The sequence below is a fragment of the Mycoavidus sp. HKI genome (assembly GCF_020023735.2).
In the GTDB taxonomy this organism is placed as follows: domain Bacteria; phylum Pseudomonadota; class Gammaproteobacteria; order Burkholderiales; family Burkholderiaceae; genus Mycoavidus.
Genome location: NZ_CP076444.2, coordinates 1,490,371 through 1,507,292 on the forward strand (window position 1 = coordinate 1,490,371; position 16,922 = coordinate 1,507,292).

Sequence of the window (16,922 nt, forward strand, 5' to 3'; positions counted from 1 at the left end):
ACTCAAAAAGCACTGCCATCTCCAATCCGTTATAATTTGCTTTTTTCCAGCAAAAAATACGCCTAATATGGAAGCAGAACGCCTCAACGCCATCAACACCACTCTTACTGACTTATGCACTCGTGCCGAAGAGCTTCGGGGGTTTCTTTGACTACGATACCAAAAAAACCCGTTTAAGCGTCCTCAATCAAGAGCTCGAAGACCCGGCTACCTGGGGCGATACAAAACGCACCCAAGCGCTTGGCAAAGAAAAAAAACAGCTCGCAGGGGTGGTCACTATGCTCACCTCTTTGGATAACGATTTACGCAATACACAAGATCTGTTCGAGCTCGCTCGTGACGAAGCAGACGAAGACACGTTGCTTGCCATCGAAGCGGAGGTCGCAACGCTCGCCACCCATGTCGCAGATATTGAATTTCGTCGTATGTTTAATCATCCGGCCGACCCTAATAACTGCTTTATTGATATCCAAGCGGGAGCGGGCGGAACCGAGGCATGCGACTGGGCCTCTATGTTACTGCGGCAATATCTACGCTACTGCGAGCGCAAAGGTTTTAAAACCAGCTTACTAGAAGAGTCAGCCGGCGAAGTGGCGGGCCTTAAGAGCTCAACCATTAAAGTTGAAGGGGAATATGCGTATGGCTATTTGCGTACCGAAACCGGTGTGCACCGGCTGGTGCGTAAATCCCCCTTTGACTCGTCGGGCGGACGACATACCTCATTCGCCTCTATTTTTGTCTATCCAGAAGTAGACGACTCAATCGAGGTGGATGTGAATCCAGCTGATTTGCGCGTCGATACCTTTCGCGCCTCAGGAGCCGGCGGCCAGCATATCAATAAAACGGATTCCGCGGTACGCCTCACGCATCTGCCAAGTGGTATCGTTGTGCAATGCCAAAGCGACCGCTCACAGCACCGTAATCGTGCCGAAGCCATGGCGATGTTGAAATCGCGTCTATATGAAGCTGAATTACGCAAGCGCCAAGCTGAGCAAGACAAGCTTGAATCCAACAAAACCGATGTTGGCTGGGGCCATCAAATCCGCTCCTATGTGCTTGATCAAAGCCGCATTAAGGATTTACGCACAGGCGTCGAAATCAGCAATACCCGCGCCGTATTAGACGGCGATCTCGATGATTTAATCAGCGCCAGCCTGAAACAAGGCGTATAAAACTTTATTAGAAACTGCATAATGTCCGATTCGACCCCAATCCCTGCTAGCGTGCAAGAACGGCACGAGAAACTCAACGCCTTACGCGCGCAAGGCTGCGCCTATCCAAATGATTTTCAGCCGACCCATCAGGCGCTCGAACTCCAGACGCAGTATGCCGAGGCCAATAAAGAAATGCTTGAAGAGCAGGCCCTCGAAGTAGCCATTGCTGGGCGCATGATGCTCAAGCGCATTATGGGCAAAGCCAGCTTTGCCACGGTACAAGATGGCAGTGCACAAATCCAACTCTTTATCACCGCGGCTGAAGCCAGCGCCGATCTCTATGAGTCATTCAAAAAATGGGATCTGGGCGATATCGTTGCCGCCCGTGGTTTACTCTTTCGCACCAATAAAGGGGAGCTATCGATACGCTGCACCAGCTTACGCTTATTAGCCAAGGCGCTGCGGCCACTGCCCGATAAATTCCATGGGCTAGCCGATCAGGAGATGCGCTACCGGCAGCGTTATGTGGATTTGATGGTCACACCGAATACGCGTAAAACCTTTATCGCACGTACTAAGGCGGTTTCATCCATCCGCCGCCAAATGGAAGCAACAGGTTTTCTTGAAGTCGAAACGCCAATGCTTCACCCCATCCCAGGAGGTGCCGCTGCGCAGCCTTTTGCCACGCATCATAACGCGCTCGATATGCAAATGTTTTTGCGCATCGCGCCAGAATTGTATTTAAAACGGCTGATTGTGGGTGGCTTTGAGCGTGTGTTTGAAATCAACCGTAATTTTCGTAATGAAGGCGTTTCACCGCGGCATAACCCAGAATTTACAATGATGGAATTCTATGCAGCCTACACCGATTACCGGTGGCTGATGAATTTCACCGAAAAACTGATCCAGCAAGCGGCCATTGATGCCTTGGGTACTGCCAAGATCCAATACCAAGGGCGAGAGCTGAATCTTGCGGCCCCCTTTCAACGACTCACGATCACTCAAGCCATTGCAGAATATAGCAGTGAGTACCGCGATGCGCCCTTACATGATAAAGAGTTCTTAACCCAAGAACTCAAAAGGCTAGGCGTTAATACGCAAGAAGCCAAATTTTTCAACGCCGGGATTGGCGCGCTACAGCTGGCATTATTTGAAGAAACCGCCGAAGCAAAACTATGGCAGCCGACTTATATTATTGATTATCCAATTGAAGTATCGCCCCTGGCACGCGAATCGGATACCCAACCAGGCATTACCGAACGTTTTGAACTTTTTATTGCTGGCCGTGAAATCGCCAATGGCTTTTCTGAATTGAACGACCCGCAGGACCAAGCGGCGCGATTTAAGAAACAAGTTGAACAAAAAAATGCCGGCGACACAGAAGCGATGTACTATGACGCCGATTATATTCGCGCACTTGAATACGGTATGCCCCCGACTGGCGGCTGCGGTATTGGCATTGACCGACTGGTCATGTTGTTAACGGATAATGCAAGTATTCGCGATGTGATTTTGTTCCCACATCTGCGGCGCGAAGATTCGGCATAAACCTAAACTCCAAACGCCTAGCCTGGATATCGATCTTAGTCTAGGCAAGGTATACTAACGGGATGAAACTCGCCAGCTGGAATATTAATTCACTCAACGTACGTTTACCGCATGTCATCGACTGGCTGGCTGCCAATCCAGTCGATGTGCTTTGTTTACAAGAACTCAAGCTGCCAGATGAAAAATTTCCTGAGGCACAATTAAAAGCTATCGGGTATCGCAGCTTCTATGCCGGCCAAAAAACCTATAATGGCGTAGCGATCCTCACGCGGGAAGATATACCATTTGACGCGGCTAGCATCCAACGCAATATTCCCGGTTTTGACGATCCGCAGCAGCGACTGATTGCCGTCACGCTCAACGGCACCCGAGTCATTTGCGCCTACTTTCCAAATGGTCAGGCTCCAGGCACCGATAAATTCGCCTACAAACTAAAATGGATGGACGCGCTCAGCACCTGGCTAGAAAGTGAACTAGCCCAATATGAGCGGTTAGCCTTGCTCGGAGACTACAACATTGCCCCCACAGAACGCGATGTGCATGATCCATTAGCCTGGGAAGGACAAAATCTGGTTTCCCCCGATGAGCGGGCTGCATTTACCAGGCTGTGCTCGCTTGGACTGACCGATGCCTTTCGCTGCTTTGAACAAGCTGAGAAAATTTATAGCTGGTGGGATTACCGGATGCTTTCATTTCGCCGTAATGCAGGGCTCAGAATCGATCATATCTTGCTATCGTCTACACTGACTGCGGCTTGCGAGCGCTGCATCATTGATAAAACCCCGCGTGGCTGGCTGCAACCCTCTGACCATGCGCCCGTCATTGCTGACATAAGAGATTGACGCATCGGCAACTCATCTCACAATTTTCACCAAAGCTTTATTTAAAAAGCGATAATTTCGTTATGATCTGCCGCAACAGTTGATTCACTGCGGCAGGAAGAGGCCTGCCACGCCTGACAAACAAACGGCTTTCTGGAGTATTCAGGATGGGGTTATCAATCTCCAGGGCAACCAAACCGTCAGTTTCAATCCCCGGTTTTAGACTCGTTGCCATAAATGCGACGCCCTTGCCGGCCTTAACAAACCGTTCCAGGACAGTGATTGAATTGGTCGTCAAGCTCGGGGCGAATCGAATTTTTTCCGAATCCTCTAGCGCCTGAAGCATTTTCAACAAACCAGAAGAAGCCGACAATAGCCCTAACGGGTAGCGCAATGCATCTGCTAACGTAACCTTTTTCTGGCGAGCCAACGGGTGCTTTTTACCAACCATTAAACGCACCGGCCGTTTTGCGCGCGCACAGCAACGCAACTCAGGAATATCGGGCGGGTTATAAACCAGTCCAATATGGGCAATATCTTCGGTCACTTGGTCGACGGCTTCATTGGTCAATACAGTTTCAACATGAATATTTAACCGGGGATACTGTTGGCAAAAGTCATTCAGCACCTCATTCATCAGCGGCTCAATATACCCTTGATTGACGGCGATATAGATACGGCCACGCTGGAGACTGCGCATTTCCTCCAAATAGGTTTCTAGGCGCTCTTGGTGCGCGTGACGGTTCCGACAATATTCAAGCACAATTTCAGAAGCTTCATTCGGCTGTAAACCTCGTGGGTGACGATCAAACAACGTCACCGCTAGCTCTTTTTCCAACAACCGGATCTGCCGGCTCACCACTGAGGGCGCTGTATTTAAAACTTCTGCTGCATCACGGATCGAGCCCTGTGTTAGCACCTCGTAAAAATACTGCATTCGCCGTTGGTTAATTTCGTTCATTATGAATGCTTGCCTTTATTTCAAACTGACGCCCGTAAACACAGTTGCGCTAAGAGGATTGATTTTGAAGCCCGTGACATTTTTATTAATTGGCTGGTAGGCCGTTGCATGTAAGATTGGCGTAAATGGCAATTCACGGTTGAAAATCCGCTGCGCTTCCTGATAAAACGCTGCACGTTTCTCAATATCATTCGTTTGGCGTGCGCCTTTGATTAAAGCATCAAACGGCGGATAGCACCATTTTGAGTAATTAAGGCCGCTCATTGCATCGCAGGTAAGTGTTACGCCAAACCAATCATCCGGATCAATATTACCCGTCCAGCCAATAAGCATCGCATCGTGCTCACCATCATGTCCATCCTTAATATATTTGCCCCAGCTATGAGTCACAATTTTCGCTCTCACCCCAATCTTCGCCCAGTCAGCCTGAATTATTTCAGCTGTTAGCCGTGGGTTGGGGTTATAGGGCCGCTGTACTGGCAAGGTCCATAGCGAAATTGTAAAGCCTTTAGGGTATCCTGCCTCTGCCAGCAAAGCCTTCGCCTTTTCTAAATCAAACAACTCGTCTTTAAGTGTTTCATCATGAGACCAAAGTGCCGGTGGAATCGGTGCGCTTGCTACTTGTGCCGCACCTTCCCGTCCACGGAACGTAGCTTTAATAATAGCCTTTTTATTAATTGCCATATCGAGCGCACGACGAACCAAGACATTATCAAGTGGCGGATGCAGCACGTTATAAGCCAAATAACTAAGATTCAAACCAGGCTGGCTTAATAATTCGAGCTTAGGATCTGCTTCAATAGCCGCAAAATCAGCGGGTCGCGGATAACTCATTATCTGACACTCATTACGCCTAAGTTTACGTACTCGCTCCGCAGCATCAGGCACAATTTTAAAAATCAAACTCGATACTTGCACATCCTGTGGTCTCCAATATTTCGAGTTACTGTCAAAACGAATTAGCGCATCTTCAGCCTCCGTTTCTTTAGTATAGCTCCGAAAAACAAACGGCCCCGTTCCCACCGGCCACCAATTGATATTCGATGCTTTGCCAGCTTTTAACAACTGATCGGCATATTCAGCTGACAAAATGGAAGCAAACGCTAAGCCAAGATTCGTTAAGAATGGTGCGTTAGCCGACTTCAAAGTAAAGCGCACCGTGTATAAATCCAGTTTTTCGATCTTTGTAATTTCTTTATCAAGCCCTAAGTTCACAAAATAAGGGACAGGGGCTGGATAAGCTTTACGGAAAGGATGGTTTGGATTGCGCATTCGCTCGAAAGTGAACAGCACATCATCCGCATTAAATTCTCGTGTAGGCCTAAAATATGACGTGGTATGAAACTTCACGTCACGCCGTAAATAAAAAGTGTACCGCAAGCCATCCGGTGAGATATCCCAGTGAGCAGCCAAGCCTGGGCCAATTTCAGTGCTGCCCCGCTTGAATTCAACCAACCGATTGTGAACAGTGAAGGCGCTTACCGTATATTCAACACTTGTTGTGAATTGCGCTGGGTCAAAACCAGCTGGGATACCTTCGGAGCAGTAGACAAGTGTTTTATTCGGGAGCACTGCATGAGCGGGAAAGATAAAAGTAAAAAGAAACAAGACTGCTAAGTCTATAAATGCCGCGCGGAAGTAAGACACTCTCATTTCAAACCAACTCCCGTGAATAGCACAGCATTAAGTGGATTAATCTTAAAATTAGTCACATTTTTATTGACCGGCTGGTAGGTTGTTGCATGTAAGATTGGCGTAAATGGCAATTCACGTTTGAAAATTTTTTGCGCTTCTTGATAAAGTATCGTACGGTTGTCTATATCATTGGTTTGGCGTGCTGCTTTGATTAAGGCGTCAAATCCAGGATTACACCATTTTGAACTATTAAAAGGGCTCTTTACCGCATCGCAAGCAAGCAAAACGCCTAACCAGTCATCTGGATCATTATTGCCCGTCCAACCGATAAGCATCGTATCGTGCTCCCCCTCATTTGCACCTTTAATGTATCGGCTCCATTTGTGGGCTACGATTTCTACCTTCACCCCGATTTTAGCCCAATCTGCTTGAATCATCTGAGCCACTAACCGTGGATTTGGATTATAGGCTCTCTGTAAAGGCATAATCCACAGCGAAATTGAAAAGCCTTTAGAATAACCAGCCTGCGCCAATAAAGCTTTAGCTATTTCTAAATCAAACGGCTCGTCTTTAAGTGTTTCATCATGAGACCAAAGTGCTGGAGGAATCGGTGCGCTTGCTACTTGTGCCGCACCTTCCCGTCCACGAAATATAGCTTTAATAATAGCCTTTTTATTAATTGCCATATCGAGCGCGCGGCGGACCAAAACATTATCAAGTGGCGCATGCAACACGTTATAAGCTAAAAAGCTAAGGTTCAAACCTGGCTGGCTTAATAATTCGAGCTTAGGATCCGCTTCAATCGCCGCAAGATCTGCAGGCCTCGGATAACTCATTATCTGACACTCATTGCGCTTGAGTTTACGTACTCGCTCCGTAGCATCAGGTACAATTTTAAAAATCAAACTCGATACTTGCACATCCTTTGGTCTCCAATAATCTGGATTGCCGTCAAAGCGGATGAGTGCACTTTCATCTTCTGCTTCTTTGGTATAGCTCCGAAAAATAAACGGACCGGTCCCCACCGGCCACCAATTGATATTAGACGCTTTACCAACTCTTAACAGCTGCTCGGCATATTCAGCTGATAAAATCGAGCCAAACGCCAAACCTAAATTCATCAGAAACGGGGCATTAGCAGATCGTAACGTGAAGCGCACCGTATATAAATCTGGCTTTTCGATTTTTTCAATTTCTTTATCAAGCCCTAAATTCACAAAATAAGGGACGGGCGCTGGATAGGCTTTACGGAAACGATGGTTCAGATTACGCATCCGTTCAAACGTAAAAAGCACGTCGTCCGCATTAAATTCTCGCGTAGGGATAAAGTAAGGGGTTGTATGAAACTTCACGCCCCGTCTTAAATAAAAAGTGTATTGCAAGCCATCTGACGATACATCCCAGTGAATAGCAAGGCTAGGATAAGGTTCTGCGCTACCCTGCCTAAATTCAACTAGCCGATTATGGATCGTGAATGCACTCGTGGTATATTCAGCTTTCGATATAAACTGAGCTGGATCAAAACCAGCCGGCGCCCCATCAGAGCAATAGATAAGTGTTTTATTTGGAAGCGATGCGTGTGAAGAGGAAACAGCAAAAGCAAGCACTACAGCCATCAAACTTGCCATACATACAAATGTCAACTTAATGTCATGTGTAGCTCGCCTCATCAAATCACTGCTTTCCATCGGGTCCCTCATGCTTCATACAATAAAGAGCTAATATCACTCACAACCATTGATCTCACTGGATCTCTACAAGACAAAACCAAATATGAAGGCGGATATGCGCACCGTCATTTCAACCCCACCCCCATGAATAGTATGGCGCTAAGCGGATTAATCTTGAAATTGGTCACGTTCTTGTTGATTGGCTGGTAAACACTTGCATATGCAATAGGTGTAAATGGCAACTCGCGCTTGAAAAGCTGTTGCGCTTCCTGATAAAGAATAATACGTTTATCAATATCATTGGTTTGTCGCGCTATTTTAATTAAAGCATCAAACGCTGGGTGACACCATTTTGAGTAATTAATACCGCTTGTTGCATCACAGGTGAGCATCGGACCAAACCAATCATCTGGGTCGCTATTACCCGTCCAGCCAATAAGCAGGACATCGTGCTCGCCTGCTTGTGCGCGCTTAATATATTCACCCCATTCGTGAAAAACAATCTTCGCTTCCACGCCGATTTTTTTCCAATCATCCCTAACCATTTCAGCTATCCGCCTCGGGTTATAGTACCGTTGTGTCTGGCTAGTCCAGAGTGAAATCGACAAACCGTTAGGATAGCCTGCTTGCGTCAGTAAAGCTTTTGCCTTTTGCAAATCGTATGGAGCATCTTTTAGTGTCTCATCGTGTGACCAAAGAGCTGGTGGTATTGGTGAGCTCGCTATTCGTGCTACCCCCTCTCGACTTTTAGTAGCTGCAGCAATAATTGCCTTTTTATTGATTGCCATATCAAGTGCGCGGCGCACTAGAACACTATTAAGCGGCTCATGTGAAACATTGTATGCGAGATAAGTAAGGCTAAGCCCCGGTTGGGTCAGCAATCGAAGGTTTGGATTAGCTTCAATGGAAGCAAGATCACTTGGACGTGGATAGCTCATTACTTGGCATTCGTTACGCTTCAGTTTATAAAAACGCCACATCGGGTTAGGCACGATCAGAAAAACCAGCTTAGAGATCTGCACATCAGCCCGCTTCCAATAGTTAGGATTGCCATCAAAGCGGATTAACGAGTCTTCGATTTGTGCTTCTCTAGAGTAGCTGCTGAAAATAAAAGGACCCGTACCCACGGGCCACCAATTAATATTGGCTGCTTTACCAGTTTTAAGCAATTGCTCCGCATATTCAGCCGACAAAATCGATGCAAAAGCCAGACCGAGATTCATCAAAAATGGTGCATTGGCCGACTTTAGCGTGAAGCGTACTGTATAAGAATCAAGTTTCTCGATCTTCGCAATTTCTTTATCGAGGCCCAAGTTAGAAAAATAGGGGAATGAAACTGGATAGGCTTTACGGAAAGGATGCTCTGGATCATGCATACGCTCAAAAGTGAAAACTACATCGTCGGCATTAAAATCACGTGTCGGCTTAAAAAACGATGTTGTATGAAACTTTACGCCCCGCCGCAGATAGAAAGTATAAGCTAGACCATCTGGAGAAATATCCCAATATACTGCAAGGCCAGGCCCAATATTTGTAGTACCGCGCTCAAACTCAATAAGCCGGTTATAAACTGTGAATGCGCTTGCAGTATATTCAACGGGTGTTGTAGATTGTGCTGGATCAAAACCTCTTGGACTTGCCTCAGAACAATAAACTAGGGTTTTATTTGGAAGTGTCGCGCGAGCAGGTATGGAAAAAGTAAATAATGCAACTATTAATATTGCTATGGAAACAGATATCCTTGACACACCCTGCATGGCTGACATTAAACCATTACCATTCGTCAAATCTTTTCTCATCATTTCAACCCCACCCCCATGAATAGTATGGCGCAAAGCGGATTAATCTTGAAATTGGTCACGTTTTTGTTGATTGGCTGGTAAACACTTGCATATGCAATAGGTGTGAATGGCAATTCGCGCTTGAAAATCTGCTGTGCTTCTTGGTATAGCATCGTGCGCTTTTCAACGTCATTCGTTTGGCGTGCTGCTTTGATTAAAACATCGAATACTGGGTGACACCATTTTGAATGATTAATGCCGCTTATTGCATCGCAAGTGAGCATCACACCAAGCCAGTCATCCGGATCGCTATTGCCTGTCCAGCCAATAAGCATCGCATCGTGTTCACTATTATGCGCACCTTTAATATATCTGCTCCAATTGCGAGTCACGATATTAGCTTTCACCCCAATTTTTGCCCAATCGGCCTGAATCATTTCAGCTGTCAGCCTCGGGTTGGGGTTATAGGGGCGCTGCACCGATGAAATCCATAACGAAATCGCAAAACCTTTAGGATAGCCCGCTTGTGCTAGCAAGGCTCTTGCTTTTTCCAAATCAAATGGCTCATCTTTGAGCGTTTCATCGTAGGACCACAGCGCTGGAGGGATTGGTGCGCTCGCTATTTGCGCAGCATTTTCCTGTTCATAGAAAGTGGCTTTGATAATAGCCGCTTTATTGATTACCATATCAAGCGCACGACGAACTAATACGTTATCAAGCGGCGGATGCGACACGTTATAAACCAAATAGCTAAGGTTCAAACCAGGCTGGCTGAGTAACTCAAGCTTCGGATCTGCTTTAATAGTGGCAAGGTCACTCGGTCTCGGGTAGCTCATTACTTGGCATTCGTTACGTTTTAACTTACGTACTCGCTCAGTAGCATCAGGCACAATTGTAAAAACGAGCTTCGATAACTGCACATCCTTTGGCCTCCAATAGTCTGGGTTACCATCGAAACGAATCAACGCATCTTCAGCCTCAGCTTCTTTAGTATAGCTCCGAAAAATAAATGGCCCGGTCCCCACCGGCCACCAATTGATATTGGATGCTTTACCAATGTTTAATAACTGATCTGCATATTCAACTGACAGAATAGAAGCGAAAGCTAGCCCAAGATTCATCAGAAACGGGCCATTGGCCGACTTCAGAGTGAAGCGTACTGTATACGGATCGAGTTTTTCGACCTTTGTGATCTCTTTATCAAGCCCTAAGTTCACAAAATAAGGGGCTGAGGCCGGGTAAGCTTTACGAAAAAGATGCTCTGGATTACGCATCCGCTCAAAAGTAAAAACCACATCATCCGCATTAAACTCCCTTGTTGGCCTGAAATATGATGTGGTATGAAATTTCACGCCTCGGCGCAAATAGAAAGTATATTGCAAACCATCTGGTGAGATATCCCAGTGAGCAGCCAAACTCGGGCAAATTTCAGTGCTGCCCGGCTTGAATTCAACCAGCCGATTATGAACACTAAATGCGCTCGCCGTATATTCAACGCCCGTTGTAGACTGAGCTGGATCAAAACCAGCCGGTCGCCCTTCAGAGCAATAGGTAAGAGTTTTATTTGGGGGGGTGGCGCGAACAGGCATTGAAGCCGCAACTGATAGCACTGCCATCAACAAAAATACCAGCAATCTGCCCTGTATGAGCGACATCAAATTATTGCTTTTCATAAGGCCTTCTTTCATACCTCATACGATAAAAAAACAGCATAATCAAGCAAAATACTACTCACTCCAAACCAACCCCTTTGAATAATATAGGGCTAAGTGGATTAACCTTGAAATCTGTAACCTTTTTATTGATTGGCTGATAAATAACTGCATGTGCAATTGGCGTAAAAGGTAACTCACGTTTGAATATTTTTCGAGCTTCTTGATAAAGCATCATGCGTTTATCAAAATCTATTGTCTGGCGAGCAGTACTTACCAGAGCATCAAAATCTGGATGGCACCACTTCGGATAATTAACACCAGTTATTGCATTACACGTAAGTAACGTACCTAGCCAATCGTCCATATCACTACTTCCAATCCAACCTATCAGCAGTGCATCGTGCTCACCTGCATGTACACGTTTAATATATTCACCCCATTCATGTGAAACAATACGAGTTTTTACTCCAATCTTTTTCCAATCTTCTTGAATCATTGCAGCCATTAATTTCGCATTCGGATTATAGGGGCGCTGTATTGACATTGCCCACAATGAAATCGAAAAACCTTTTGGATAACCAGCTTGCGCCAACAACTTTTTAGCTTCTCTCAAACGAGAATCATGCTGTACATTTTGCAGTTCTTCTTTATAAGGCCATAAAGCCGGTGGTGCTGGCTCAGTTGCCACCTGTGCATGTCCATCAAATACTGTATTAATAACGGCTTCTTTATTGACCGCCATATCGAGCGCACGACGCACAAGAGTATTATCTAGAGGTTTATGCAATACGTTGTATGCTAGAAAACTAAGATTAAGACCAGGTTGACTAAGCAATTTAAGATTTGGATCAGCTCTAATCAGATCAAGATCATCTAGACGTGGGTAACTCGCTATATGACATTCATTTTTCTTGAGTTTTTGTATGCGTACAGCAGGATCAGGCGTAATTATAAAATTTAATTTAGATACTTTAACATTAGCCAGCTCCCAATAATATGGATTGCCATCAAAACGAACAGTTGTATCTCGATTGTAGCTATGAAAAATATAGGGTCCTGTACCAACAGGCTGCCAATTAATATATTCTGCTCTGCCATCTTTTAATAACAAATCTGCATATTCAGCTGATAGAATAGAGGAAAAAGCTAATCCAACATTCATTAGAAACGGCGCATTCGCAGACCTTAGCGTAAAACGTACAGTATATGGATCAATTTTCTCGATCTTAAAAATTTCCTTATCAAGGCCTAAATTAACAAAATAAGGAAATTGAACCGGGTATGCTTTATTAAAAATATGCTCTGGATTGCGCATCCGTTCGAAAGTAAAAAGTACATCGTCTGCATTAAACCCACGTGTGGGTTTAAAGTAGGAGGTTGTATGAAACCTTACATTCCGTCTTAAATAAAAAGTATAGTTCAGAGCATCTGGTGAGATATCCCAGTGCATTGCGAGCCCTGGTACGATTTTTGTAGTGCCACGTTCGAATTCCACAAGCCGATTATAGATCGTATATGCACTTGTAGTGTAGTCAGTAATCAACGTAGCTTGAGAAGGGTCAAATCCCGTAGGACTACCCTCAGAACAATAGATCAATGTTTTATTTGGGAGGGCGGCATACACATTAGGCACATTGAGTCCAACAACTGCTAAAGCAATAATAGCTGTGGACATGATACAAATCAATGGATCGTTCTTCATAAGAGCCCCCGTAGTACTGAAACATCTGATGTTCCACTTTGTATTGCCAACTTACTTGGTGATTAAAACCCACTTACTCTTAAGCTCAATATTTAAAAAGTGATAATTTTTTTTCTGCTTGCTTCAATAGTTCATTAATAGCCCGAGAAAGGGGCCGGCCTTGTCTTACAAACAAATGAACCTCAGGAGAAACCAAGATAGGATGATCAACATCTAATGCAACCAGTTCACCCGTTTTTATTTTTGGATATCTTAGCGAATGCGCCATGAAAGCCACATTAAAGTTTCCACCAATAACAAAGTGCTCCAATACTTTTATAGAATTTGTAGTTAGCATTGGTTCTAATTTAATCTTCTCTGAAGTCTGAAGCAACTGAATTGTTTGAGCTAAACCCGACAGCGAAGACATTAATCCTAATGGATACTGTAGCACATCAGCAATGGTAACTTTATGCTGACTAACAAGTGGGTGAGCTTTTCCTACTAATAACCGTACAGGACGATTTACCCGCATACAACACCGAATATCAGAGTTCTCTGGTGGATTATATCCAAGGCCTATATGTATATCATCTTGAATAACCTGCGTAATGATCTCACTTGTTAGCAAAACTTCGACATGAATATTTAAACGAGGATACTGCAAACTAAAGTCATTCAGTACGTCATCCATCAAAGACGTAACATACCCTTCATTGACCCCAATACGGACACTACCGCGCTGCATGCCGCGCATTTCCTGCAAGCAAGACTCCATATACTCTTGACTGGCATTACACCCGCGATAATATTGAAGTACAACTTCAGCCGACTCAGTGGGTACTACCCCACGTGCACGCCGCTCAAAGAGTGTCACAGCGAGTTCTTCTTCGAGTAGGCGAAGCTGGCGAGTAATCACCGAAGGAGCTACATTTAAATGCTCTGCTGCGCCACGAATCGTTCCACGCGCTAGCACCTCATAAAAATAACGTATGCGCCGCTGATTAATCTCTCTAAGCATCGTCTTGCGCGGGGAGCCTCGGTTTCACTCCGAGGAGGGATAGCGCATCACGCATAACGTGACCTGTTCTCCGCATTGCCTTTGTCAAAGCTATCCTGCATTCAACATTCGTATCAACTTCTGCTTTATAGTTTTATATGCTCCAGCTCTCTAGAGCTAAGTAGCTAACGTCTGAGTTTATTCTTATTTTCATAAAAAGCATCAATCTTTCTACTACGCTACTTTTATGCTAACGATGACAATAGTAGCACTCGTATAAGTCATACGGAATATATTTTTTATTCTTAATGTTGTTTTATTCACAACAACAGCCATGTACCCAGTAGAGAGATAGCTCTACAATGCTTCATTAGTAATTAAATAGTTTTTTAAACTGTAAATTTAAATTTATTAAAAATACTTTATAATTTTCTTACGCTCGAAGACAGAATGAACATCTTCTCGCCTTTGGCGGCAAACCAGGCCGTAGCTTTTGCCAATATATCGCGCTCCATCTGTAGCTGGCGTACTTGACGGCGTAAGAGACTGATCTCTTCACGCTCTGCAGCACTTGGGCCCGCCTTGATCGATGACTTAGGTTCTTCAGCTATTGAGGCTTGGGCTACCAACTCATAATGGTCAACAGTAAAAATAGATTTTCTGAAATTCATGTCATTTTTCTAGCAGGAAATAGCAGTCCCAATTACATGGGAAGCAAAATTGAAATACGCATAAGAAATTCAGACAACTCATCCTCACAAAACTGAGCTACCTGTAACGTTAGCTAATTAATTCTTAGGGTCTCACAAGCGATAATTTTTTACATATACCCGACCGCAATACATGATTAATCACCCTATGTCAATAATAAATAGGGGCCTGATTTAGAGAAATTTTAGGATTAGAATTTATATCAGAGATTTGCATTGTTCATTGGACTATCTGATAAGAGAGGTGAGCAAAATGAGGCAAAGAAATTTTAAAGCTCTGATTTTAACGGGATCTAAAGGCCAAGCTAGATGGCGAGTTGGTCTAGTGACTGAATATCCTGCTACCGCCGTGCCAGGCGAAGCGCTGCGCATACTAGCCAAGCTTGCTAGCCAAAAAGCAGGAAATGCATTACGCATATTGGTTGCTTGCGATTCGCCTTTAGTACCTAAAGAATTAATGCAGGCAATTACTGTTAATAAAATACAGGGTGGCGCATTATTCGGTGGTGCGCTTACAGAGGTGGATTCAACTTTTACTCTTTCTGCCCTACCTCTGATTAAGGGTGAAGCCCTTAACGCCGGCCACCTAGAAACTCAACAATTTCGACACCGCTTCACACGGGCATTTGGCTTACATAGACAACGGCTAGTTGCTACGGTCCCCATGCCACCCACAGGCTTATGGACACTTGAGCCAGTTAAAACAGCACAGAGTTTAACGGGATTGCGTATCCGAACCTATGATGCGCTTTCTCAGTCTATTTTTCAAATGCTTGGGGCTAATGCATCGAATTTACCTTTTGCACAAATTGAGGCTGCACTATCCGATAAGCGCATAGAAGGTGTGCTTTCATCGGGAGACGGCGCTGCCGGAAAACGACTATCGGCAATATTTCCTCATTATTTGGCGCTTAATTATGCAATCCCTGTCACATTTCTAGTTTTAAATGAATCCACCTTAGCCGACATGCCCCACTGTATGCAACGAGGCATTATATGGGCTGGCGCTGAAACGGAGCGCCGCTACTGGGAAGCTATCTCTAGCCGAACGCAGAGTAATTATCAACGCTTGCGTGACAACGGAATCATCGTACAGACTGATGTACCTCCATGCCTAGCGCATTTGCTACAAGATGCGGCGCATCAATGCAGATGGCAAACGCTTACTCAACTGACTGTGGCTAATCAAAATGCTAATACAGCAGCATAAGCGCTATCTTGTAAGCGATATACCTCCGAAGGGCCTTTATGTCTGCAATTGTTACCACATCGCGTCTGCCAATTATTGAGAGCTCTATATTTGCGCGCATGTCTCGCATTGCAGCGCAATTTAATGCAGTTAATCTATCGCAGGGTTATCCTGACTTTCCTCCCGATGAAAGGCTTATTGAAGCTTTATTTAATGCTGTACAGTCAAACTACAACCAATATAGCCTGTCAGAGGGAATTGAGGCGCTGAGAGTAGCAATTTCCAAGATGTTTACGGTTTTGTACAGTATGCCAGTTGATCCCGTCGTTGAATTGACAGTGACAGTAGGAGCAACTCAAGCTATTTTTGCTACGGTAAGCAGTTTGGTTCACACTGGAGACGAAGTCATTTTTTTTCAGCCTGCATTTGAATGCTATATGCCAGCAATCATGCTGGCTGGAGGAATTCCAACTGCTCTGCAGTTGCATGGTCCTACTTTCTTACCTGATTGGGATGAAGTAGAACAAGCCATCACCGAGCGGACCAGGATGATTATTATAAATAGTCCTCATAATCCAACTGGGGCATGCTGGTTGCAAGCTGATGCCCGCCGACTCGGTGAGTTGGCTGATAAATATGGCTTCATTGTATTAAGCGATGAGGTGTACCACAATATTTTATTTGAACAGCAAGAGCACGTTACTGTATTTTCTGAACCTCGATTACGTGAACGAGCCGTAGTGGTTGGTTCGCTGAGTAAAATCATGCATGTAACTGGTTGGAGGATAGGTTATGCGATTGCATCGGCTGCGCTTACAGCAGAAATCCGGAAAGCGCATCAATTCCAGACATATGCTGCTCCGACACCGTTGCAATATGCGATTTGTGTATAAGGATATGGGCTAAGCTATCCCTGAACTGACACCTAGTTTGTGAACTTGCGATTCCTTTAAAACTCTGGTTGATGGATTGGGAAGTAGCGCATCTGCCACAATACCTTTCCTTTTTATATCAACCACAACCTCCCTACCTACTTTCGCCCCCTTAACCGCCATCCCAACAGCCGCTGCCCCAACACCTACCGGCAAAGCATCTCCAGCCGCTATCTCACCAGCTG

At 45.0% G+C, this 16,922-nt stretch carries 12 protein-coding genes and 1 pseudogene; 5 read left to right on the plus strand and 8 right to left on the minus strand.

Going from position 1 to position 16,922, the window contains the following annotated elements; all coding sequences use genetic code 11:
* The first annotated feature begins 67 nt into the window (after positions 1-67).
* From prfB to xth, 3 genes are all read left to right on the plus strand, one after another.
* Positions 68-1,172 (plus strand): peptide chain release factor 2 gene (gene prfB / locus KMZ15_RS05890; protein WP_223691579.1). Its coding sequence is split into 2 segments (ribosomal slippage): positions 68-148 and positions 150-1,172, totalling 1,104 coding nucleotides; the frame shifts between segments, so codons are not numbered across the junction.
* Positions 1,173-1,193: 21 nt separating this feature from the next.
* Entirely contained in the window at positions 1,194-2,702 is a 1,509-nt protein-coding gene (lysS, locus tag KMZ15_RS05895; protein ID WP_223691581.1) for a lysine--tRNA ligase, read from the plus strand.
* A 62-nt stretch (positions 2,703-2,764) separates the two neighbouring features.
* The gene (gene xth, locus KMZ15_RS05900; protein ID WP_223691583.1) at positions 2,765-3,544 is read left to right on the plus strand and encodes an exodeoxyribonuclease III; all 780 of its coding nucleotides are present in this window, start codon (positions 2,765-2,767) and stop codon (positions 3,542-3,544) included.
* Positions 3,545-3,581: 37 nt separating this feature from the next.
* Here the strand turns inward: xth and KMZ15_RS05905 are convergent, their stop codons facing one another.
* The 8 genes and pseudogenes from KMZ15_RS05905 to KMZ15_RS05940 all read right to left on the minus strand — a co-directional run.
* Positions 3,582-4,484, minus strand: a complete 903-nt coding sequence (locus KMZ15_RS05905; RefSeq protein ID WP_223691585.1) for a LysR family transcriptional regulator — start codon at positions 4,482-4,484, stop codon at positions 3,582-3,584.
* A gap of 15 nt (positions 4,485-4,499) precedes the next feature.
* The gene (locus KMZ15_RS05910; protein WP_258134740.1) at positions 4,500-6,137 is read right to left on the minus strand and encodes an ABC transporter substrate-binding protein; all 1,638 of its coding nucleotides are present in this window, start codon (positions 6,135-6,137) and stop codon (positions 4,500-4,502) included.
* On the minus strand, positions 6,134-7,807 hold the full coding sequence (locus KMZ15_RS05915) for an ABC transporter substrate-binding protein (RefSeq protein ID WP_223691587.1): 1,674 nt from the start codon (positions 7,805-7,807) through the stop codon (positions 6,134-6,136). The genes KMZ15_RS05910 and KMZ15_RS05915 overlap by 4 nt, the downstream gene beginning before the upstream one ends.
* Positions 7,808-7,914: 107 nt before the next feature.
* Positions 7,915-9,591, minus strand: coding sequence for an ABC transporter substrate-binding protein (locus tag KMZ15_RS05920; protein ID WP_223691589.1), 1,677 nt, complete (start codon positions 9,589-9,591; stop codon positions 7,915-7,917).
* The gene (locus KMZ15_RS05925) at positions 9,588-11,186 is read right to left on the minus strand and encodes an ABC transporter substrate-binding protein (RefSeq protein WP_223694743.1); all 1,599 of its coding nucleotides are present in this window, start codon (positions 11,184-11,186) and stop codon (positions 9,588-9,590) included. The genes KMZ15_RS05920 and KMZ15_RS05925 overlap by 4 nt, the downstream gene beginning before the upstream one ends.
* 115 nt (positions 11,187-11,301) lie before the next feature.
* Complete coding sequence (locus KMZ15_RS05930; protein WP_223691597.1) at positions 11,302-12,927, minus strand: ABC transporter substrate-binding protein; 1,626 nt, start codon at positions 12,925-12,927, stop codon at positions 11,302-11,304.
* An 85-nt stretch (positions 12,928-13,012) separates the two neighbouring features.
* Positions 13,013-13,927, minus strand: coding sequence for a LysR family transcriptional regulator (locus KMZ15_RS05935; protein ID WP_223691606.1), 915 nt, complete (start codon positions 13,925-13,927; stop codon positions 13,013-13,015).
* A 417-nt stretch (positions 13,928-14,344) separates the two neighbouring features.
* Positions 14,345-14,487: pseudogene (locus KMZ15_RS05940) on the minus strand (IS3 family transposase); the annotation flags it as partial.
* Between the two features lie 382 nt (positions 14,488-14,869).
* Between KMZ15_RS05940 and KMZ15_RS05945 the strand changes: the two are divergent.
* Together KMZ15_RS05945 and KMZ15_RS05950 are read left to right on the plus strand one after the other, a co-directional pair.
* Positions 14,870-15,826, plus strand: coding sequence for a hypothetical protein (locus tag KMZ15_RS05945; RefSeq protein WP_223691607.1), 957 nt, complete (start codon positions 14,870-14,872; stop codon positions 15,824-15,826).
* Positions 15,827-15,864: 38 nt separating this feature from the next.
* A complete protein-coding gene (locus tag KMZ15_RS05950; RefSeq protein ID WP_223691608.1) occupies positions 15,865-16,698 on the plus strand; it encodes an aminotransferase class I/II-fold pyridoxal phosphate-dependent enzyme in 834 nt (277 codons plus the stop codon).
* Positions 16,699-16,922: the final 224 nt, after the last annotated feature.

Excerpts from the sequence above, each read along its gene's own strand:
- lysS (WP_223691581.1), top strand. The coding sequence starts at position 1,194 with ATGTCCGATTCGACCCCAATCCCTGCTAGCGTGCAAGAACGGCACGAG.
- xth (WP_223691583.1), top strand. The coding sequence starts at position 2,765 with ATGAAACTCGCCAGCTGGAATATTAATTCACTCAACGTACGTTTACCG.
- KMZ15_RS05905 (WP_223691585.1), bottom strand. The coding sequence starts at position 4,484 with ATGAACGAAATTAACCAACGGCGAATGCAGTATTTTTACGAGGTGCTA.
- KMZ15_RS05910 (WP_258134740.1), bottom strand. The coding sequence starts at position 6,137 with ATGAGAGTGTCTTACTTCCGCGCGGCATTTATAGACTTAGCAGTCTTG.
- KMZ15_RS05915 (WP_223691587.1), bottom strand. The coding sequence starts at position 7,807 with ATGGAAAGCAGTGATTTGATGAGGCGAGCTACACATGACATTAAGTTG.
- KMZ15_RS05920 (WP_223691589.1), bottom strand. The coding sequence starts at position 9,591 with ATGATGAGAAAAGATTTGACGAATGGTAATGGTTTAATGTCAGCCATG.
- KMZ15_RS05925 (WP_223694743.1), bottom strand. The coding sequence starts at position 11,186 with ATGGCAGTGCTATCAGTTGCGGCTTCAATGCCTGTTCGCGCCACCCCC.
- KMZ15_RS05930 (WP_223691597.1), bottom strand. The coding sequence starts at position 12,927 with ATGAAGAACGATCCATTGATTTGTATCATGTCCACAGCTATTATTGCT.
- KMZ15_RS05935 (WP_223691606.1), bottom strand. The coding sequence starts at position 13,927 with ATGCTTAGAGAGATTAATCAGCGGCGCATACGTTATTTTTATGAGGTG.
- KMZ15_RS05945 (WP_223691607.1), top strand. The coding sequence starts at position 14,870 with ATGAGGCAAAGAAATTTTAAAGCTCTGATTTTAACGGGATCTAAAGGC.
- KMZ15_RS05950 (WP_223691608.1), top strand. The coding sequence starts at position 15,865 with ATGTCTGCAATTGTTACCACATCGCGTCTGCCAATTATTGAGAGCTCT.